This window comes from Acidovorax sp. SUPP2825 (genome assembly GCF_030158995.1).
Lineage (GTDB): Bacteria > Pseudomonadota > Gammaproteobacteria > Burkholderiales > Burkholderiaceae_C > Paracidovorax.
On sequence record NZ_BQXK01000013.1, the window covers coordinates 136,704 to 156,192 of the forward strand.

Here is a 19,489-nt window from a genome sequence, read left to right on the forward strand (position 1 = left end):
GGGCAAGCCCGCACGCTCGGCCCTCACGAAGCGGCTCCCGGCCCACGCGATGAACCGCCACCATCGCGGCCGATGCGCAAGGAAAAGAGCAGATCGTAGAGAACGGGAATCAGCCCCAGCGTCACCAGCGTGCCCAGCGCCAGGCCGCCGATCATGGTGATGGCCATGCCCGTCCACAAAGGGCCGGCGAACAGCATCAGCGGAACCAGCCCGACGATGCAGGTGAGCTTGGTCATCACGATCGGCCGCAGCCGCTTGATGGCCGCGGCCACCACCGCTTCGCGGCGCTCCAGGCCCTCGCGCAGCTCTTCCTCGATGCGCTCGAGCAGCAGCACCGCGTTGTTGACGATGATGCCCGCCAGCGCCAGCAGCCCGAATGTCGCCATGAAGCCGAAGGGATACCCCGTGACGAGCAGCGCCAGCGCTGCGCCGATCAACACGAACGGCACGCTCGCCATCACGATGAACAGCTTGCGAAACGAGTTGAACTGCCAGACGAACAACAGCAGGATGGCGCCCAGCGCGTGCGGAAAATACTTCAGCAAGGCGCCGTTGGCTTCCCGCGAGTCCTCGATCTCGCCCCCCAACTCGATGCGGTAGCCGGGCGGCAACCGGATCGCCGCCACGGGGCCGGCAAGGCGGTTGACGATCTCGGTGGCGGTCAGGCCGGGGTTCTGTCCGGTCACGGTGATGGCACGGCTCAGGTTGCGGCGCACGATGGCGGACGGCTCGGTGCCGCTCACGACGGTGGCTACCGAAGCCAGCGGCACGGGCGATCCGCCGCCCTGCGCAGACACCAGGGTGTCGCCCGGATCGCCGTGCCCGGCGCGCTCGCCCGCATCGCCGCGCAGCACGATCAGCACGTTGACGCCATCGTCGCGAACCATCGACACGTCCGTGCCGCTGTACCGCATCTGCAGCGCCTGGGCGATGCCCTCGCTGGTCACGCCGGCGCGGCGCGCCTTCAGTGGGTCGACGCGCACCTGGTAGCGGGGAATCCGCGCATTCCAGTCGTCGTAGACATCCTCGGTACCGGGCAAAGCGCGCAGGGCCTGGGCGATCGCCTCGGCAGCTCCCCGCAGCACGGTCTCGTCCGGCCCGATCACGCGGTAGATCGCCACGCCCGCCTCGGTCGATCCCATCGAAAAGCGCTTGGGTTCGGCACGCGCTTCGGGATGCTGCGCGCGAAGATGGGCGCGGGTGCGGGCGATGACCGCGTCGATGTCGGTGCCCGCCCGAACGCTGACCGTGAAGTAGGCCATGCCCGCCGCAGGCAGCGGCGGCGCCAGGCCCAGCACGATGCGGGGCCCGCCATCAGCGACGTAGCCGATGCTGTCCACCACTTCCGGGTTCGCCGTCTTGTCGGCGAACCACTGGCTGATCGCCTGCACGGTCCGCAGCGTCTGGCGGGAATCGCTGCCGGGCTGCAGGTTGACCGGCATCTGGAACTGCAGGCGGTCCGATTTCGGCAGGAAGTCGTACGGAATGCTGACGAGGACTGCGATGGCGCCGGCCAGCAGCGCCAGCATCGCCCCGACGAACCAGGGCTTGTGCGCGAGCAGGCTTTCGATGGCCCGGCGATAGCCCCGGTAGAACGCGGAATCGTAGGCCGCGCCCCCCGATGCGTCGGCCGCATGCGCCCGCGCGAAATACAGACACAGCAAGGGGGTGACGGTGAGGCTGAGCAGCCACGAGCCCAGCAGCGTCGTCGCCAGCACGATCGCGAGCGACCGCAGGTATTCGTTGGTGCTGGTCTGGCCCAGGAAGAACGGCGAGAACGCCAGCACGATCACCAGCGACGACGTGAGCAGCGGCAGTGCCAGCGTGCGGCCGGCGGCGATGCAGGCGGTCCGGCGGTCCTCGCCGATGCCGAGCCGGCGCTCGATGTCCTCCGCGATGACGATGCCGTTGTCCACCAGCAGGCCGAGCGCGAGGATGATCGCGGCGATCAAGACCGTCTGCAGTTCCACGCCGAGCGCGCGCATCGCCACCAGCGCGCCGAGAATGGTCAGCGGCACGATGGCGCCCACGATCAGGCCGGTGCGCCAGCCCAGGAACAGCATGACGACCGCCATGACGATGGCCACCGTCTCGCCCATGACGTGGTGCATCTTGTCCATTTCCCGCTCGACCACGTCGGCCTGGAAGGTCACGATGTGCTGCTCGAAGCCCGCAGGCAGCAAGGTGGCGGTCTCGTCGAGCTTCTGGCGCAGCGCCTTCCCGAACGCGGCAATGTTCCTGCCGGGGGCCATCGACACCGCCACCACCACCGCGGGTTGCCCCTGGTAGATGGCGGCGCTCTCCGGTGGATCAACGGGCATGACCTGCACCTGGGCGAGTTGGGACAGCGGCACCTCCCGAGGGCCGCTGCCGGCCGGGACCGACACCAGGAACTGGCGCAGGTCATCGAGGGTGCGCAATTCGCCGGAGACGGCCACGGTCATCGCCAGACCGGAGACTGCGATCTGCCCGCCAGGCGCCACGATGTTCTGAGCGCGCAGCTGCGCGATCACCGCGGCCGGCGTCAGGCCCGCCTGGAGAAGGCGGCCCCGGTCGAAATCGACATACACGCGCTCTTCCTGCAAGCCGTGCAGTGTCACCCGCTCGACCCCTGGCAAGGCATAGAGCTGCTCGCGCATGCGCCGCAGCGGGCCGCGCATCTCGCCCATGCTGAAGCCCGGGGCCACGATGGCGATCAAGGCGACCGAGACGCGGCCGAAGTCGTCGTCCACGAAGGGGCCCAGCGCGCCCGTCGGCAAGGCGGTGCCGGCTTCGAGACCCTTGGCACGCACCCGTTGCCACAGGGCACCGAGATCCTTGACATCGTCGTAGGCCGTCAACTGGATGATCGCGCTGCCCGGGCGCACCGTCGTGACGATCTTCTTGATGCCGGCAATCTCGCGCAGGCGCTCTTCGGTCGGACGGGCCAGCAGGTTCTCGACCTGCTCGCTGGGCATGCCAGGGAAAGCCACGGAGACAAGGGCATCGCGCACCGTGACCGAGGGCTCTTCTTGCGAGGGAAAATCCAAGAAAGCGACGATGCCAGCGACCAGAATGAACAGCGCGGCGAACAGCGTCAGGCGGCTGGAGGAAAGGGCTGCACGGGTGAGGTTCATCGCGGCACACCGGCAACCAGGCGGGTTTCAGGACGAAACAGAGCGACCGCCTGTCCATTGACCAGGAAGGCGGCGCCCGTGCTGACGATGCGCTCGCCCGGGGCCAGCCCCCGAAGCACAGGAAAGCGGGTGCCCTCCAAAGGGCCCAGCACCACTTCGCGGCGCTGCACATGCCCCGTCAGCGCGTCGTGGACGAAGACAGCGGCCTTGTCCTTTTCTGCGGCGGGAACCACCGCGGTCAATGGAATGGTCAGACCGGCCGGCGCGGAGGGCAACGCCAGCATCAGGCTTTCACCGCTGCGCGGGAGCCGCTCCTGTTCGGGCAGGTCGAAAATCGCCTGCACGGTCGCGCCGCCTTCGACCTGGGCCGACACGCTGCGAAGCCGCAGTGCGAACGGACGGTCACCCTCCCCGCTGCGGTAGGCCGTCGCCGAGGCACCCGGGGCCAGGCCGGCACCCACATCGGCCGGCAGCATGGTCAGCACCTGCGCACGGCCCTCGCCATCGAGCTGCAGGACGGCCTGCCCCGGCGCGGCATCCGACTGCGGTTGCAGCAAACGCGCGACCACGGTGCCCGCAAACGGCGCGCGGATGTCCGCCTGCCGCAAGGCGCGCCGGGCCAGGGCGCGGTCGGATTCCGCCGCGCGCACCTTGGACTGGGCGGCCTCGAACGCGGTCCGGCTGGTGATCAATGCCGCGGAGGAAAGGGCCCCATCCTCGAACAGGGCCTGCTGCTGGCGCAGCTGGCTTTTGCGCTCGTCCAGATCCGCCACGGCGGCCTGGACGCTGGCGTCGGCCTGCTCCCACTTCAGCCGCGCCGGCTGCGGATCGAGGCGGGCCAGGAGCTGGTCCTTGCGCACGCGATCGCCGACGTCCACGCGGACCTCGGCAATGCGGCCGCCGCCCTCGAACCCCAGTTGGGCGCGCTGCTCCTGGCGGACCACGGCGGTGAACCGGGTTTCGACCGATGCGGCCGCCCCCACGGTTTCCAGTTTGACGGCCCGGGGGACCGTGTCGGCAGGGGCGGCCTGCCCGTCGCAGCCAGTCAGCAACAGCATGGAGGCCCATCCGCAAAGGAGGAGAAAAAGACAAGGAACGGATTTCACGGCAGTGGCCTCCCTATTCATCGATGCGTCAGTAGGTGTAGGTCACTGCGGCACCGCCGGTGACGGAGGTGCGGCGCACAACCAGCGGACTGTGCTCCGCGTTGTCGACATACCGCAAGGCGGACACCTGCAGGGAAGTGGTCCAGTGCGGGGCCAGGGCGTGGCTCCAGCTCGCGCCGATGGCATATCCGTACACACCGGAGCCGGCGTTGAATGCGGCGAAGCGCGTGCGCGAAGCCTGCTGCGGCGTGACGCCGAAATAGGCCTGGTTGTATCGCCGGTCACCCGCATGGACGTCGGCACTGAGCGAGACGGTATCGGCCGAGGTTTTCAGCAGGTTGTATTCGGCCCCCAGTCGGTACCGGTTGCGGCGCGAACCGCTTTCCAGGGCGAATTCCGCTTCGGCGCTGACCGAGAAATCGGGAGTGAACTGCTGCATGAGCAAGGTGCGGGTGGTGACCGAGTCCGGCACGTCGCCCAGGCCCGCCAGCTTTCTGGAGCCAGGGCGCAAGGGACTGTTGCGCTGCACGCGGCCGAAGTCGTAGAACACCGATTGCGATGCATAGAAACCGCTTTCGGACTGCCATTGCAGGCCGATGCCGCGGCTGGTATCGGCAAAGAAGATGCCTCGCTGGACAGACAGCACCGGAAGAATCTCCACGCGGTGGTCGTCGGACCCCGGATAGCGGGGGGTCACCCTCGCCGCGGCGCCGATGCTGAAATCGGTCGTGTCCCCGAGCAGGCGGGAGCCCCAGCCCGCGAGCGTTTGAGCATGCCCGGCGTGGGGCATCGCCACGAAAACGGACGCCAGCAGGCAGGGAGCGAGGCGGAGAGCGGTTGGTTTCATGATGGGTTCGCGAGGTGTGGTCGAGTCAAAGGGAAGACGGAAGCCGAACGCCGTAGAACGCGCTGAAGAGCGCGATCCGGTTCAGCACGAGGTCGCGGGCAATGCCCAGGTGGTCGAGTTCGGACTGGCTTGCCCGCACCCGTTCGGACAGCAAGGTGCTGCGGTTTTGCAGGCCCTGGGCGGTGCGGGCCGCCAAGCGCTGAATCCGCGCGCGCTCGCGCATGGCGTTGTCCCGCGCATGCGTTTCCGAAGCGGCCAGCGTGGCCTGCCTGTCCAGGGCATCGGCGACTTCGCGGAAAGCGGACTGGACCGCCTTTTCGTATTCGGCGATGCCGGCCCGTTGGCGCACTTCGGCCAGTTGCAGGCCCGCGCTGTTGCGGCCGTGGTCGAAGATCGGCAACACCAGTTGCGGCGTGAAGGTCCACATGCGGCTGCCGGCATTGAAAAGGCCGCTCAGGCTGTCGCTGGCCACGCCCACCGACGTGCTGAGGCGAATGGACGGAAAAAAGGCCGCCCGCGCAGCGCCGATGTCTGCATTGCCTGCGCGCAGTTCGGCCTCGGCCTGCTGGATGTCGGGCCGCTGCAGCAGCACCTGGGAGTCCAGGTTGCGCAGCGCCGCCACCGGGGCGTCCCGAGGGAGCAGGCAATCGATATCGCCCTCGGCACGGCCGGTGCTGTAGCCGGTGAGCAGTTGCAGGGCCCGCAGGGCCGCCGCGTCGTCGTCGGCGGCCTGCAGCGCACGCACGTGGATTCGGTCGGCCTGCGTGCGCTGGGCATCGAGTTCGTCCGCCGAGATCGCGCCGACCTCGTGCTGGCGTTGGGCGATGGACAGGAGCGCGGCGCTGTCGCTGTCGATGGAGGCCATCTGCCCCGCTGCCTGGGCCGCCGCCAGCTTCTGGCTGTAGGCCCGCAGCACCTCGGCGATCAAGGCGCCCCGCGCCGCCTGCTGCCCGTGCGCCGATGCCAGGTACCGTTGCCGGGCGGCTTCGGACAGCGCCTTCATCTTGCCGAAGAAATCGATCTCGAAATCGGAAATTCCCACACTGGCATAGGCCTGATCCTGTCCGTACCGGGCCTGCAGCGCATCGCTGCCGAACCGTTGCCGGTCGCGCTGCACATGGAGTCCGACCTGCGGCAGGCGCGCCGAGTCTTCGATCCCATACTGCGAGCGGGCCTGCTCGACCTTCAGCGCAGCCAGACGGAAATCCGCGTTGTGGGCCAGCGCGCGGGCCACCATCGGCGCGAGGTCCTGTGCAGGCGAGAACGCTTGAAGAAACCGGCGCTCGTCCTGCGAGAGTTCGGCCGTCGCCGCTTCGGAAGCCATGCCGCGCCCGGTCGGGTCCGCGATGAAGGTCGCCGGAACCCGGGGAACGGGTCGCTCGAAAGGCGGGGTCAACGAGCACCCGCCGACCAGCAAGGCCAAGGTGGCGCATGCCAGCGAGAGGCCACTGCGGACGGGGTGTGCGGGTGATGAAATCATGTCGATGGGTGGGTGGCAACTCGGCGGGCAGTGTCCCCAGGCGGGATCAAGATTGCTTTCGGGAATCTTCAAGATTTCATCAAGACGCGCGCAAAAAAAATGGCCGCTCGCATTCGACCGCGTGGCGGGCGGCTGGCAGTACGATTCGCACGGCAAAGCCGGGCACCGGTGCCCGGCGCGTTTTGCCAAGTGCTTCGAAGGCGCACGAAACCCATGAATCAAAAACGAGTGTTGGTGGTTGAGGACGATCCCGACAGCGCCAGCGTGCTGGAGGCCTACTTGAAACGGGAGGGGTTCCTGGTGGCCGTGGCGAACGACGGCGAGCAGGCCGTCACCTGGCATGCCCAGTGGAAACCGGATCTGGTCCTGCTGGATGTGATGCTTCCCAAGCTGGGCGGCACCGAAGTGCTCTCCGCCATCCGGCGTGCGGGCGATACGCCCGTCATCATGGTGAGCGCCATCGGCGACGAGCCGGAAAAGCTGGGGGCGCTGCGCTACGGCGCGGACGATTACGTCGTCAAGCCCTACAGCCCGAAGGAGGTGGTGGCGCGCGTGTATGCGGTGATGCGCCGCACTGGTGCGGCCCGCTCGCCCGAGGGCGCGCTCAAACATGGCCGCCTCACGGTGGACACCAGTGCCTTCGTGGCGGCCGTGAGCGACGCCGATGGCCAACCCGTCGCGCTCGACCTGACACCCACCGAATTCAACCTGCTGGCGTCGTTGCTGCGCACGCCGTTCAAGGCCTTCACCCGCAGCGAGCTGCTGGAAGCGTGCCTGCCCGAGAGCGATGCGCTGGAGCGCGTGGTCGATGCGCACATCCACAACCTGCGCCGCAAGCTGGAGCAGCGCGGCATCACCGGGGTGCTGGTCACGGTGCGGGCCGTGGGCTACCGCTTCCAATGAAAGGCCTGTTTACCCCACGCCCCCGGCACACCCCGCTTTGGCGGTGGGTGGGTTTTCGCATGAGTGCGTTGGCGGTGGTGACCGTCATCGCGATCGCACTCGCGATGTGGTTTCGATTCGCGATCTCGGACGCGGTGGCGCTCGGCCAGCTGCCGCCCGAAGCCCGTCAGGAAATGCTGCAGCTGCGTGCCGACCCGCACCGCAATGCCTCGCGGCTGTGGCAGCTGTTTGCGCAGTACTACGACGTCGTCGATTTCCTGCCAGGCATCGCCAACCGGGACTGGTGGCTGCTTGCGGCGATGGTGATCGGTGCCATCCCGGTGATCGTCCTGTGCGGCCTCTACGCTTCGCGCCCGCTGTCGCGGCAGTTCACCATGGTCGCTCACGCGGCACGCCGCGTGAGCGAGGGCGACTTCTCCGCCCGGGCGACGGTGGTGACCGACGCTCCTCAGGAACTCATCGGGCTGGCGGTGGATTTCAACGACATGACGGCCCGGCTGCAGCGCTACGAACGCGAGGTGAGCGAATCGAGTGCCATGGTCGCGCACGAATTGCGCACGCCGCTGAACGCCGCCATGGGCCGGCTCCAGGGCATGCTGGACCAGGTGTTCCCCTGCGACGAGTCGCAACTGCTGATGGTGCATCGCCAGCTGGAGCAGCTCAACCGGCTGGTGGGCGATCTGCACCTGCTCTCCCTGGCCCGCGCAGGCCAGTTGTCTCTGGAGCATGAAGACTTCCTGCTCGAGGACCTGGTCCAGGAGCGGCTGGCCTGGGCCTCGCAGCGGCTGAACGCCGCGGGACTCGCACCGCAGGTGTCCATCCCCCGAGGCACCCGGCTGACCGGCGACCGCGACCGGATCGGCCAGGTGCTGCTCATCCTGGTCGACAACGCCATTCGATACGCCGCGTCCGGCCAACAGCTGTCCATCGACGTGCAGGCATCGAACGGCGATATCCACCTGTCGGTCTGCGACCGGGGGCCAGGCGTGGAGGCCGAATCCCTGGCCCGGATGACCGAGCGCTTCTGGCGGGCCGAGCACTCGCGCGATCGCCATCTGGGCGGCAGCGGGCTGGGTCTGTCGATTGCCTGCGCCATCTGCGAGGCCCATGGCGGCTCCCTGGAAATGGTCGGCCGCAGCGGGGGCGGATTGTGTGCCCGGGTCCGGCTCCCGCATCCGCCGCAGCGCGCGTCCTAGGTCCGTCGTTCATGCCGAAGGGGCGGCGCCACTGCGGCGCAGCCACCTGCACCGCCGTGCCCTTGCCGCCCTTTGGTGACGGTCGTCGGTCCGATGCCCGGCCCCTTCGTCCCTGCCTTGGTGCGTGCCGGACGCACCACCGCGCGGCCACTGCAGCCCCCTTCTTGCGGACCGCCCCGTTTTCCCAGGAGCCCGCCCTTGGCATGCTCCGTGCATGGCCGGCCAGGTGATCGCGATGGCCCGAGGGCGGGGCTCCAGCCAGCCGGTCGTTCAGGTAAACACCTGAGGGTGGGATCGCAAACACGCGGTTACATTGAATGCGGTCTTTCGTTTCCCTGTCTCACTACCACTGTGGAGTTCATCGATGAAGCGTAGCGCTCTCCCTCTGTCCGCATGGGCCCTCGCCGGCGCCCTGGCTTGCGGACTGTGTGCCCCCACCGCGTTCGCGCAGACCAAATGGGACCTGGCCGCAGCCTATCCCGCCACCAACTTCCACACCGAGAACCTGGCGGAGTTCGCCAAGGACGTGGACGTCGCCACGGGCGGCAAGCTCAAGATCACGGTGCATGCCAACGCATCGCTGTTCAAGGCCAACGAGATCAAGCGCGCCGTGCAGGGCGGGCAGGCGCCGGCCGGCGAGATCCTGCTGCCCAACTTCGAGAACGAGAACCCCATCTTCGGCGTGGACGGCATTCCGTTCCTGGCCACCTCGTACGCCGATTCCAAGCGGCTGTATGAAGCGCAAAAGCCTGTGCTCGAAAAATTGCTCAATGCGCAGGGCCTGCGGCTGTTGTACACCGTGGCCTGGCCGCCGCAGGGCATCTACTCCAAGCGGGAAATCAGCTCGGTGGCCAATCTGCGGGGCATCAAATGGCGCGCCTACAGCCCCGCCACGGCCAAGATCGCCGAACTGATCGGTGCGCAGCCCGTCACCATCCAGGCGGCCGAACTGTCGCAGGCCACGGCCACCGGCGCGGTCGAATCGATGATGACCTCCGGCTCCACCGGTTACGACAGCAAGCTCTACGAGAGCATCAAGTACTTCTACGACACCCAGGCCTGGCTGCCCAAGAACGCGGTCATCGTGAGCAAGAAGGCCTTCGACGCGCTCGACAAGCCCACGCAGTACGAGCTGCTCAAGAGCGCCGCCGCGGCCGAGGCCCGCGGCTGGAAGGTCAGCGCGGAAAAGAACGAGTGGTACAAGAAGGCCCTGACCGACAAGGGCATGAAGATCCTTCCGCCCCCGCCGAAGCTGGTCGCCGACCTGCGCCAGGTCGGCGACATCATGCTGGCCGACTGGCTCAAGAAGGCCGGTCCCGATGGCGAGGCCATCATCGCCGCCTACCGCAAGCCGGCCCCCGTGGCAGCCAAGTGATGCGCCGCTTCCTGGACCGCCTGTACCTGGGCGCGGGCGCCCTGGGCGCCACCTTCGTGGCCCTGATCTGCGTGCTGATGATCGCCCAGAGCGTGCTGCGCGAGGTCGGGGTGCGCACCGGGGCGCTCAACGACGTGGTGGCGTGGTTCTGCGCCGCCGCGGCGTTCTTCGCCATGGCGCATGCCTTCAAGCACGGCGATTTCGTGCGGGTCACGCTGCTGCTGGAAAAGCTCTCGCCGCCCCGGCGCCGGCAGTTCGAGATCGTCTCGCTGGCCATCGGCTCGGTGGCGGTGGCGTACCTGGCCTGGTCGGCCTGCCTCTTCACCTACGAAAGCTGGGAATTCAACGATGTCGCCCAGGGGCTGCTGCCCCTGCCGATGTGGATTCCCCAGATGAGCTTCGCACTGGGCTCGGTGCTGCTGTTCGTCGCGGTGGTCGATGAATTCATCATCGTGCTGCGCGGCGGCGTGCCCACCTTCGTGCGCGAAGTCGAGGACCGGCACGCGCGCGGCGATTTCTCTTCCGACATCTGACCCTCCACCCGACCTGAACCCTCGCTGCGGCCCGGCCGGGCCCGAAAGAAGAATCCCATGGACATTCTGATGGTGGGCGGCGTCCTGCTGCTGCTGATGATCGTGCTGCTCTCGGGCGGCGTCTGGATCGCGATGACGCTGGCGATCTGCGGCTGGGTCGGACAGGCGTTCTTCACGAACACGCAGCCGGGCAAGAATTTGTTCTCGGCCTTCTGGGAAAGCAATGCCAGCTGGGAGCTGGCGGCGCTGCCGCTCTTCATCTGGATGGGCGAGATCCTGTTTCGCACCAAGCTGAGCGAAGAGATGTTCGAGGGCCTGCGGCCCTGGCTCAACCGGGTGCCGGGCCGGCTGATGCACACCACCATCCTGGGGTGCGGCATCTTCGGATCGGTGTCGGGCTCGTCCGCCGCCACCTGCGCCACCATCAGCAAGGTGGCCCTGCCCGAGTTGCTCAAGCGCGGCTACGACGAGCGCCTGGCGCTGGGCTCGCTCGCCACGGCGGGCACGCTGGGCATTCTCATTCCCCCCTCGATCACCATGGTGGTGTATGCGGTGGCGGCCGACGCCTCCATCATCCGCATCTTCCTGGCCGGCTTCCTGCCGGGCCTGCTGCTGATGCTGCTGTTTTCGGGCTACATCGGCTGGTGGAGCCTGCGCAACCCCGACAAGGTGCCGCCGGCCGATGCACCGACGACCTTCCGCCAGAAGATCCGGCAGTCCGGCAACCTGATTCCGGTGGCGGTCCTGATCGTCTTCATCGTGTGGGTGCTGGTGGCCGGCTACGCCACCGCCACCGAGTGCGCCGCCTACGGCGTGGCGGGCTCGCTCGGGCTGGCGCTGTGGAGCCGCTCGCTCACGTGGAAGAACTTCACCGAAGGGCTGATGAGCACCACGCGCACCAGCTGCATGATCATGTTCATCCTGGCCGGCGCGGCCTTCCTGACCAAGACCATGGCCTTCACCGGCATTCCGCGCGAGCTGGCCGAATGGGTCAATGCGATGAACCTCTCGCCCTTCGCACTGATCGGCGTGCTGACGATCGTCTACCTCGTGCTGGGCACGGCGCTGGACGGCATCAGCATGATCGTGCTCACCAGCGCGGTGGTGCTGCCCATGATCCAGAAGGCCGGCTTCGACCTGATCTGGTTCGGCATCTTCATCGTGCTGCTGGTGGAGATCGCCGAGGTCACGCCGCCCGTGGGTTTCAACCTCTTCGTGCTGCAGAACATGACCGGCAAGGACAGCAACACGATCGCGCGCGCGGCCATTCCGTTCTTCCTTTGCCTGGTGGTGTGCATCGCGATCATCACGGTGTTCCCGCAGATCGTCACCGTGCTGCCGGACCTGGTGATGGGCAAGGACGGCGGCTAGGCGTTGGCCCGCTGGCCGCCGCCACTCCACGGATGACAGCGCCTCGGCGGCGAGGCCCCGGGTTTTTGCGATACTTTGGGGCATGCTGCTTCACGTCGCCGTCATCTGCCTGGCCGCCTGCCTGGGCGCCCTGCTGCGCTGGGGCTTCGCCCTGTGGCTCAACCCCGGCGGCCTGCTGCCCTGGGGCACGCTGGCGGTGAACCTCATCGGCGGCTACCTGATCGGCATCGCCATCGCCGTGTTCACCCAGCGGCCGGACATCGACCCGGCCTGGCGGCTGCTCATCATCACCGGCTTTCTCGGTACCCTGACCACCTTCTCCAGCTTCTCTGCCGAAGTCGTCACCATGCTGCTGCAGCAGCGCTACGGCATCGCGCTGGCCACGCTGCTTTTGCACGTGGGCGGCTCCTTCACCCTCACCTGGGCCGGCATGCGCACGGCCCTGTGGTGGGCGGCCCGCTGACCGACGGCCCGGCAACGGGCCCTTCTTTTTTGCCCCCACAATCTCACCCCATGGATTCCAATACCGAACTCAACGACAGCCGCCTGGCCAATGCCTGGGCCGAATTGAACAACCACGCCGTGAACGGCAACCCGCTGCACGCCGATGCCTACCGGCTGGCGTTCGCGGACCCCGAATTCCTGCTGCGGCGCGAAACGCGCGGCATCCGCTTCCAGCTCGAAATGCTCAAGCCCGATCTGGGCCAGACCGCACAGGGCATCGAGAACACCGTGGTGGTGTACGGCAGCGCGCGCTTCACCGCCCCCGACGAAGCCGAGCAGCAATTGGCCGATGCCGAGGCGAGCGGCGACGACAGCCGCATCGCACGCGCCAGGCTCGCCGTGCGCAATGCCCGCTACTACGACCTGGCGCGGCAGTTCGCGCGCGTGGTCGCCGAGCACAGCGAACAGCAGCAGCCGGCGGACCGCATCTACGTGTGCACCGGCGGGGGGCCGGGCATCATGGAGGCCGCCAACCGCGGCGCGCACGACGTCGGCGCGCTCAACGTGGGCCTGAACATCGCCCTGCCCCACGAACAAAGCGGCAACCGCTTCATCTCGCCCTCGCTGAGCTACAAGTTCCACTACTTCGCGCTGCGCAAGATGCACTTCATGATGCGCGCCAAGGCCCTGGTGGCATTCCCCGGCGGCTTCGGCACGCTGGACGAATTGTTCGAAGTGCTCACCCTCGTGCAGACCGGCAAGGCCAAGCCGGTGCCCATCGTGCTGTTCGGCACCGACTTCTGGAAAAAGGTCGTCAACTTCGACGCCCTGGTGGAACAAGGGACCATCTCCGCCGCCGACCTGAGCCTGTTCCATTACACGGACGATCCGCAAGAGGCGTGGAACATCGTCAAGGCGTTCTACAAGCTTTGAATCCGGCCTGACCGCGCTGGAACAGGGTGCGTGCACCCGTTGTCTCGCACCACAGGCCGGCGCATCGCATGGCGGCGGCATTTCGGAGCAGCGCGAACAATGGGCATTGTGGCTTTTCCCCAAACCACCATGCCCCGCATCGACGCTCCCAATCCATCGGCCCAGGCCGCATCCAGCGCATCGCGACCCACGGAGGCAGAGCCGTCCAATGTGCGTCGGCGCTCCAGTGCACGCCACCAGGCGCCGGAAGGTTTGCAGCAGCAGCGCGCGGACGCACATGCCGCCGCGCAGCACGCTCCGCAACCGCCACGCGCTCGCACTGGACTGCAGGCCTTGCGGCAGACAGCGCAGGCAGCGGTCGATGGCGGCACGGTCATCGCACATGCCGGCGCACGCATCGGCGCGGCAGCCGGTGCTGCCTTTCTGGCAGACCCTGTCCGGACCACCGGAATCGCCATGCTGGCGGGTGGCAGCAGTTACGCCTTGATCAACAACCAGCGCAACAATGACGTGGAAACCGTGAGAGGGGTGGCGATCGCTTCCGCGGGATACACGTTGATGGCAGCACGCGCTTTCTTCGGTGTGCTCCCCGGCGCCGTCCAAGGGGTCGCGGAGGGCATCCAGGCCGCACCCGGGGCCCTTCGGGACATGGCAGAGCTCTTCCAGGCCGTGGCGCAAGCCGCCATGGCAGAGGGACGTGTGCCCCAAATTTCCCAGGAACTGGCCGTCGCTGCCCTCAATATGGTTCTCGTGATTGGCGAGCCCGATCCCGACGACCCGGACGACCTGTCACAGGAGGTGGGGCGCCATGTGCCCCAGGTGGTCGATCACCTCACGGACCTGCGAGAGGGGTCCGCATCCAGGACCGTCCATGCGGCTGCGCTGGCAGCGAACGAAGTCCCGGCGCAGTTGGTGCGCAACCTCCACGCCCTGGTGATTGCCGATCCGCCTGTGCTGTCTCACCGCCCCAACTCCCGGGGTGCCAGACCGAACTGAAGCCGGCACGGGAGCGGCCGGATCGGCCACGGCCTCAATGCGGCACGGCGGAATGCGCGTCGGCGTCTCCCAGGCGCGCGGCCAGCCGGGAGCCGCCGCCCACCACCGCCCCCACGACCCAGAAAAGCCCCGCCACCCCGATCAGCGCCCCTGCCGATCCGAACAGCACCGGCATCAGCACGCTCGACCCGTTGATGGCCATCAGCCGCAAGCCGAGCGCCTCGCCGTGGCGATGCGATGGCGTGATCTGGTGCAGCATGCTCATGATCATCGGCTGCACCGATCCCAGCGCGAAGCCCAGCAGCACCGAGCACAGGCCCAGCGCCCACGGGTTGGGCAGCAAGGGGTACACCGCGAACAGCACCGCCGTGGTGACCATCGCCCAGGTCACCACGACCGCCTCGCGCAGGTGCGCCGCCACCAGGGGCATGAGCACGCGGATCACGGCCGCCGCAATGGCGAACGCACCCAGGATGGTGCCGATCACCGACGCCGACAGGCCCCGCTCGTGGCCCAGGAGCGGCACCACGAAGGTGTGCACGTCCCAGCACGACGACAGCAGCCAGTTCACGATGAGCAGGCGGCGAAAGCCGGGCTCGGCCAGCAGGTCCCAGGCCCGGGGGCGCACGCCGCCGGCCGCCGCGATCGCGGGCGGCAGTTCCACGGTGGCCCGCACCCAGAACCAGGTGGCGATGGGCAGCACGGCCATCAGTGCGAAGGCGGCACGATAGCCCTCGGTGCTGCCGGCCGTGGGACCGGCATGGTCGATGAGCAGGCCGGCGCAGAACGGCCCGACGAAGTTGGACACGGCCGGGCCGATGGCCAGCCAGCTGAACACCTGGCGCAGTTGGGTGGAGTCGTGCGCCGCGCGCCCCACATGGCGCTGCAGCGCGATGGTGGCGGCACCCGTGGCGCCGCCCGTCATGAGCGCGGCCAGGCACAGCATGGGAAACGCCGGCCACACCAGCGCCCCGGCCGCCCCGACCACCGCCACGACCACGGCATAGCCGACCGGGCGCTTGAGGCCGTGGCGGTCGGCATAGCGTCCCGCCGGCAGCGCCAGGAACACCTGCGTGAGCGCGAACAGCGCGAGTAGGATGCCGACCGCCGCCGCGCTGTAGCCCTCGCGCAGGGCCAGCAGCGGCGCGGCCAGCCGCATGCCGGCCATGCAGGCGTGGATGCAGATCTGTCCAGCGATCAGGCGGGCCAGTGCGGTGTTCATGTCAAACGGCCTCCTCTTCGGTGGTGGGCGGCAGGCCGCCATCCGTGGCGCCCGCACCCGCCAGGGGCGCCGCCGCCCCCGGGGCCGGCAGGGCCTGCACTTCGCGCAGCTGGCGCTGGATGGCGCGCGTGCGCACGCCCACCTCGTCGAACCGCCGGGCCGCCGCGTCGATGGATTTGCGCGTGGCCTCGACCACGTCGCCGAACTTGGAGAACTCCGTCTTCACCGCGCCGAGCAGGCCCCACACCTCGGAGGAGCGCTTTTCGATCGCCAGCGTCTTGAAGCCCATCTGCAGGCTGCTGAGCATGGCCGCCAGGTTGGCGGGTCCGGTGATCATCACGCGGCAGTCGTTCTGCAGCGCCTCCACCAGCCCGGGCCGGCGAATCACCTCGGCGAACAGGCCCTCGGTGGGCAGGTACATCACGGCGAAGTCGGTGGTGTGCGGCGGCGACACGTACTTGGCGAAGATCTTGCGCGCCTCGGCCTTGATGGAGGTCTCGAAGGCGTTGCCCGCGGACAGCACCGCCGCCTTGTCGGCCAGGTCCTGCGCGTCCAGCAGGCGCTGGTACTGCTCCACCGGGTACTTGGAGTCGATGGGCAGCCACACGGGCTGCTCGTCGCCCCGGCCCGGCAGCCGGATGGCGAACTCCACGAGGTCGTCGCTGCCGGGCACGACCTTCACGTTGCGTGCGAACTGGTCCACGGTGAGCACGTTCTCGATGATGGCGCCCAGCTGCATCTCGCCCCAGGTGCCGCGCGTCTTCACGTTGGTCATCACGCGCTTCAAGTCGCCCACGCTGCCGGCCAGCGTCTGCATCTCGCCCAGGCCCTTGTGCACCTGCTCCAGCCGGTCGCTCACCAGCTTGAAGGATTCGCCCAGGCGCTGCTCCAGCGTGGCGTGCAGTTTCTCGTCCACGGTGCGGCGCATCTCCTCCAGCTTGGCGGCGTTGTCGGCTTGGATGGCGGACAGGCGCTCGTTGAGCACGCCGCGCAGGGCTTCGCCGGTTTGCGTGAGTTCGGCGCGGAAAGCGCCCAACGCCTGCACCAGTTCCTGCCGCGCCGCGACGGCATCGGTCTGGCCCAGCGCCAGGCGCTGCTCCAGCTTGCCTTCGAAGGCAGTGAAGGCCGCGAGCAGCTCCGCCCGGCCGCTGCGCGACTCGTGCACCGCCTGGGCCAAGCGCTCGTCCACGGCCTGGCGAACGCTCTCCAGCGTGCCCTGCATGGTCTGCGTGAAGCCGCGCAGCTGCTGGGCCATGCCCTCCAGCGCGCCATCGTTCTTGGCCACCGCCAGCTGCGTGGCCTGGGCCGTGGACTCCAGGCGCTGCAGGCGCATCAGCCATTCGGGGGGCAGTTCGGCGCGCGGGCTGCGCAGCAGCAGCAGCACCCCCAGCATCAGGACGACCAGCACCAGCAAACCCAGGACAGCGAACATTTCCAAAACCCGACACTCCTTTTGCTATTTATTTGATAGCTATACCGGCATGAAAAACGCCGGCATGCGGCCGATTCGGCTCAAAACCGCGGCACGGCCGCGCCGTGGCGGCCTCCGTCACACCGGCCGTTCGCCCGGCGTGTTGACGGGCGTCAGCGCGCCCCGGCCATCGAAGAACGCGATCAGGTTGTCCGCCGCCAGGTTGGCCATGGCCAGCCGCGTGGGCACGGTGGCGCTGGCGATGTGCGGGGTCAGCACCACGTTGGGCACGGCGAGCAGGTCCGGGTGCACCTGCGGCTCGCCCTCGAACACGTCCAGCCCGGCCGCTGCGATGCGCTTGTCGCGCAGCGCCGCCGCCAGCGCCGCGTCGTCCACGATGCCACCGCGCGCGATGTTGACCAGGGTGGCGGTCGGCTTCATCTGCGCCAGCTCGGCGGCGCCGATGGCGTGGTGCGACTCGGCCGTGTAGGGCAGCACCAGCACCAGGTGGTCGGCCGTGCGCAGCAGCTCCTCCTTGGAGACGTAGCGCGCGCCGCATTCGCCCTCCAGCGCGGGCGAGAGGCGGGAGCGGTTGTGGTAGATCACCCGCATGCCGAAGCCGTGCGCGCCGCGCCGGGCGATGCCCTGCCCGATGCGGCCCATGCCCAGGATGCCGAGCGTGCTGCCGTGCACGTCGGAGCCGGCGAACATGTCGTAGCTCCATTTCGTCCACTGGCCGGCCCGCAGATAGTGTTCGCTCTCGGCCATGCGGCGCGCGGTGGCCATGAGCAGCGCGAAGCCGAAGTCCGCCGTGGTTTCGGTCAGCACGTCGGGCGTGTTGGTGCCCTGCACGCCCGCCGCGGTGAGCGCGTTCACATCGAAGTTGTTGTAGCCCACCGCCATGTTGGCCACGATGCGCAGCCGCGGGCAGCGCGCCAGCAGCTCGGCGTCGATGCGCTGGCTGCCGGTGGTCAGGGCACCGTCCTTGTCCCGCAGGCGCTCGGCCAGCTCGGCCGGCGACCAGACCGCATCGGCGGGATTGGCTTCGACCTCGAAATGCTGCGAGAGCCGCTCGACCACCTCGGGAAAGATGGCGCGGGCGAACAGGATGCGGGGCTTGGACATGGAACGGGACCTTTCAGCGAAACCAGAGGAATGTCATGGCGACGAGCAGCGGCAGCAGGATGCCGCACGACCAGAGCATGTAGCCGAAGAAGCTGGGCATCTTCACGCCGCGCTCTTCGGCAATGGCCTTGACCATGAGGTTGGGCGCATTGCCGATGTAGGTGCCCGCGCCCATGAACACGGCGCCGGCCGAGATCGCGGCCAGCGTGGGGGCGAGCGTGGTCATGAGCACGGCCGGGTCGCCGCCGGCCGTGTTGAAGAACACGAGGTAGGTCGGCGCGTTATCCAGGAACGCGCTCAGCAGGCCGGTGGCCCAGAAATACATGGCCGGATCGGGGGTGCCGTCAGGCCGGGTCACCGCCCCCACGATGGCGCCGAACGGTCCCTGCGTGCCCGCCTTGAGCATCGCGATGACCGGGATGATGGTGAGAAAGATGCCCGCGAACAGCTTGGCCACTTCCTGCATGGGGGCCCAGCCGAACTGGTTGTCCGCGTGCACCTGGCGCGGCGTGAGCCACAGCGAGGCGCCCACCACCGCCAGCAGCCCCACGTCGCGCACCAGACCGGGCAGGCCCACGGGCGTGCCGGCAATGCTCCACGCCACCGGCGACTTCCAGAACCCGCTGAGCAGCACCAGGGCGATCACCGCGCCCAGCAGCCAGAAATTGACCTGGCCGTCGAAGCCGATCGACCGCGTGTCGGGCGTGGGGTCCGGCCGTGCCGCCTCGCCCGGCCGGCCATGGAACCAGCGGTCGATCGCGTAGAAGATCGCCAGCAGCGAACCCACGAGGAACAGCGTCTCCTGGTGGATGTGCCCGACCGTCCAGAAGAAATCCACGCCCTTCAAAAAGCCCAGGAACAGCGGCGGGTCCCCCAGTGGCGTGAGCGAGCCCCCGGCGTTGGAGACGATGAAGATGAAGAACACGACGATGTGCGCCACGTGCTTGCGGTGGTCGTTGGCGCGCACCAGCGGCCGGATCAGCAGCATCGATGCGCCCGTCGTGCCCATGAAGCTCGCCAGCACCGCGCCGATGGCCAGGATGGCCGTATTCAGCCCGGGGCCGCCATGCAGGTTGCCGCGGATGTGGATGCCCCCCGCCACGGTGAACAGCGCCGCCAGCAGGATCACGAACGGCAGGTACTCGGCCAGCAGCGCATGCACCAGGTTCACACCCGCCGCACCGGCCCCGAAGACCGCCGCGAACGGCAGCAGGAACGCCAGCGCCCACGCGGCGGCGATCTTGCCGAAGTGGTGGTGCCAGAACGCGGGCGCGAACAGCGGCACCAGCGCGATCGACAGCAACAGGCCTGCAAAGGGCACGCCCCACAGCACCGACAGCGCGCTACCGTCGATCTCGGCGGCCCGCGCCAGACCCGGCAGCAAGCCCGCGGCGATCAGCAACAAGCCACGCAGGCCGCGGGACATCGGCA

Annotated in this window: 16 protein-coding genes; 8 read left to right on the forward strand and 8 right to left on the reverse strand. The window is 68.3% G+C overall.

The window, feature by feature from the left end:
- Positions 1 to 23 precede the first annotated feature (23 nt).
- From AVAK2825_RS17085 to AVAK2825_RS17100, 4 genes are all read right to left on the reverse strand, one after another.
- Entirely contained in the window at positions 24 to 3,116 is a 3,093-nt protein-coding gene (locus AVAK2825_RS17085) for an efflux RND transporter permease subunit (protein WP_284401045.1), read from the reverse strand.
- Entirely contained in the window at positions 3,113 to 4,174 is a 1,062-nt protein-coding gene (locus AVAK2825_RS17090) for an efflux RND transporter periplasmic adaptor subunit (protein WP_284401046.1), read from the reverse strand. The genes AVAK2825_RS17085 and AVAK2825_RS17090 overlap by 4 nt, the downstream gene beginning before the upstream one ends.
- 76 nt (positions 4,175 to 4,250) lie before the next feature.
- The gene (locus AVAK2825_RS17095) at positions 4,251 to 5,069 is read right to left on the reverse strand and encodes a MipA/OmpV family protein (RefSeq protein WP_284401048.1); all 819 of its coding nucleotides are present in this window, start codon (positions 5,067 to 5,069) and stop codon (positions 4,251 to 4,253) included.
- 25 nt (positions 5,070 to 5,094) lie between these two features.
- Positions 5,095 to 6,549, reverse strand: coding sequence for an efflux transporter outer membrane subunit (locus AVAK2825_RS17100; protein WP_284401050.1), 1,455 nt, complete (start codon positions 6,547 to 6,549; stop codon positions 5,095 to 5,097).
- 213 nt (positions 6,550 to 6,762) lie between these two features.
- Here AVAK2825_RS17100 and AVAK2825_RS17105 point away from each other — a divergent pair, with 213 nt between their 5' ends.
- The 8 genes from AVAK2825_RS17105 to AVAK2825_RS17140 all read left to right on the forward strand — a co-directional run bounded on the left by AVAK2825_RS17105 (position 6,763) and on the right by AVAK2825_RS17140 (position 14,300).
- Entirely contained in the window at positions 6,763 to 7,452 is a 690-nt protein-coding gene (locus AVAK2825_RS17105; RefSeq protein WP_284401052.1) for a response regulator, read from the forward strand.
- Positions 7,453 to 7,511: 59 nt separating this feature from the next.
- Positions 7,512 to 8,648 (forward strand): sensor histidine kinase, encoded by a 1,137-nt coding sequence (locus AVAK2825_RS17110; protein WP_284401054.1) that lies wholly within the window; start codon positions 7,512 to 7,514, stop codon positions 8,646 to 8,648.
- 364 nt (positions 8,649 to 9,012) lie between these two features.
- Entirely contained in the window at positions 9,013 to 10,023 is a 1,011-nt protein-coding gene (locus tag AVAK2825_RS17115) for a TRAP transporter substrate-binding protein (RefSeq protein WP_284401056.1), read from the forward strand.
- Positions 10,023 to 10,556, forward strand: a complete 534-nt coding sequence (locus tag AVAK2825_RS17120; RefSeq protein WP_272568849.1) for a TRAP transporter small permease — start codon at positions 10,023 to 10,025, stop codon at positions 10,554 to 10,556. The genes AVAK2825_RS17115 and AVAK2825_RS17120 overlap by 1 nt, the downstream gene beginning before the upstream one ends.
- A gap of 57 nt (positions 10,557 to 10,613) precedes the next feature.
- A complete protein-coding gene (locus AVAK2825_RS17125; protein ID WP_272568847.1) occupies positions 10,614 to 11,927 on the forward strand; it encodes a TRAP transporter large permease in 1,314 nt (437 codons plus the stop codon).
- Positions 11,928 to 12,009: 82 nt separating this feature from the next.
- Positions 12,010 to 12,390 (forward strand): fluoride efflux transporter CrcB, encoded by a 381-nt coding sequence (gene crcB, locus AVAK2825_RS17130; RefSeq protein WP_284401062.1) that lies wholly within the window; start codon positions 12,010 to 12,012, stop codon positions 12,388 to 12,390.
- Between the two features lie 50 nt (positions 12,391 to 12,440).
- The gene (locus tag AVAK2825_RS17135) at positions 12,441 to 13,304 is read left to right on the forward strand and encodes an LOG family protein (RefSeq protein ID WP_284401064.1); all 864 of its coding nucleotides are present in this window, start codon (positions 12,441 to 12,443) and stop codon (positions 13,302 to 13,304) included.
- Between the two features lie 129 nt (positions 13,305 to 13,433).
- Complete coding sequence (locus AVAK2825_RS17140; protein ID WP_284401066.1) at positions 13,434 to 14,300, forward strand: hypothetical protein; 867 nt, start codon at positions 13,434 to 13,436, stop codon at positions 14,298 to 14,300.
- 34 nt (positions 14,301 to 14,334) lie between these two features.
- On the opposite strand, the gene AVAK2825_RS17145 is transcribed toward AVAK2825_RS17140, so the two are convergent.
- The 4 genes from AVAK2825_RS17145 to AVAK2825_RS17160 form a co-directional block, all read right to left on the reverse strand.
- A complete protein-coding gene (locus AVAK2825_RS17145; protein WP_284401068.1) occupies positions 14,335 to 15,522 on the reverse strand; it encodes an MFS transporter in 1,188 nt (395 codons plus the stop codon).
- Between the two features lies 1 nt (position 15,523).
- Positions 15,524 to 16,954 carry a DNA recombination protein RmuC gene (locus tag AVAK2825_RS17150; RefSeq protein WP_284401071.1) on the reverse strand — a complete coding sequence of 477 codons (1,431 nt, stop codon included), beginning with the start codon at positions 16,952 to 16,954 and terminating at the stop codon, positions 15,524 to 15,526.
- A 117-nt stretch (positions 16,955 to 17,071) separates the two neighbouring features.
- Positions 17,072 to 18,058 carry a 2-hydroxyacid dehydrogenase gene (locus tag AVAK2825_RS17155; protein ID WP_284401073.1) on the reverse strand — a complete coding sequence of 329 codons (987 nt, stop codon included), beginning with the start codon at positions 18,056 to 18,058 and terminating at the stop codon, positions 17,072 to 17,074.
- A gap of 13 nt (positions 18,059 to 18,071) precedes the next feature.
- Positions 18,072 to 19,484 (reverse strand): sodium:proton antiporter, encoded by a 1,413-nt coding sequence (locus AVAK2825_RS17160; RefSeq protein ID WP_284401124.1) that lies wholly within the window; start codon positions 19,482 to 19,484, stop codon positions 18,072 to 18,074.
- Positions 19,485 to 19,489: the final 5 nt, after the last annotated feature.

What these genes read in the sequence shown, in the direction of transcription:
- crcB (WP_284401062.1), top strand. Translation starts at nt 12,010, where the DNA reads ATGCTGCTTCACGTCGCCGTCATCTGCCTGGCCGCCTGCCTGGGCGCC.
- AVAK2825_RS17120 (WP_272568849.1), top strand. Translation starts at nt 10,023, where the DNA reads ATGCGCCGCTTCCTGGACCGCCTGTACCTGGGCGCGGGCGCCCTGGGC.
- AVAK2825_RS17160 (WP_284401124.1), bottom strand. Translation starts at nt 19,484, where the DNA reads ATGTCCCGCGGCCTGCGTGGCTTGTTGCTGATCGCCGCGGGCTTGCTG.
- AVAK2825_RS17115 (WP_284401056.1), top strand. Translation starts at nt 9,013, where the DNA reads ATGAAGCGTAGCGCTCTCCCTCTGTCCGCATGGGCCCTCGCCGGCGCC.
- AVAK2825_RS17135 (WP_284401064.1), top strand. Translation starts at nt 12,441, where the DNA reads ATGGATTCCAATACCGAACTCAACGACAGCCGCCTGGCCAATGCCTGG.
- AVAK2825_RS17125 (WP_272568847.1), top strand. Translation starts at nt 10,614, where the DNA reads ATGGACATTCTGATGGTGGGCGGCGTCCTGCTGCTGCTGATGATCGTG.
- AVAK2825_RS17105 (WP_284401052.1), top strand. Translation starts at nt 6,763, where the DNA reads ATGAATCAAAAACGAGTGTTGGTGGTTGAGGACGATCCCGACAGCGCC.
- AVAK2825_RS17155 (WP_284401073.1), bottom strand. Translation starts at nt 18,058, where the DNA reads ATGTCCAAGCCCCGCATCCTGTTCGCCCGCGCCATCTTTCCCGAGGTG.
- AVAK2825_RS17145 (WP_284401068.1), bottom strand. Translation starts at nt 15,522, where the DNA reads ATGAACACCGCACTGGCCCGCCTGATCGCTGGACAGATCTGCATCCAC.
- AVAK2825_RS17095 (WP_284401048.1), bottom strand. Translation starts at nt 5,069, where the DNA reads ATGAAACCAACCGCTCTCCGCCTCGCTCCCTGCCTGCTGGCGTCCGTT.
- AVAK2825_RS17090 (WP_284401046.1), bottom strand. Translation starts at nt 4,174, where the DNA reads ATGCTGTTGCTGACTGGCTGCGACGGGCAGGCCGCCCCTGCCGACACG.
- AVAK2825_RS17085 (WP_284401045.1), bottom strand. Translation starts at nt 3,116, where the DNA reads ATGAACCTCACCCGTGCAGCCCTTTCCTCCAGCCGCCTGACGCTGTTC.
- AVAK2825_RS17110 (WP_284401054.1), top strand. Translation starts at nt 7,512, where the DNA reads ATGAGTGCGTTGGCGGTGGTGACCGTCATCGCGATCGCACTCGCGATG.
- AVAK2825_RS17150 (WP_284401071.1), bottom strand. Translation starts at nt 16,954, where the DNA reads ATGTTCGCTGTCCTGGGTTTGCTGGTGCTGGTCGTCCTGATGCTGGGG.
- AVAK2825_RS17140 (WP_284401066.1), top strand. Translation starts at nt 13,434, where the DNA reads ATGCCCCGCATCGACGCTCCCAATCCATCGGCCCAGGCCGCATCCAGC.
- AVAK2825_RS17100 (WP_284401050.1), bottom strand. Translation starts at nt 6,549, where the DNA reads ATGATTTCATCACCCGCACACCCCGTCCGCAGTGGCCTCTCGCTGGCA.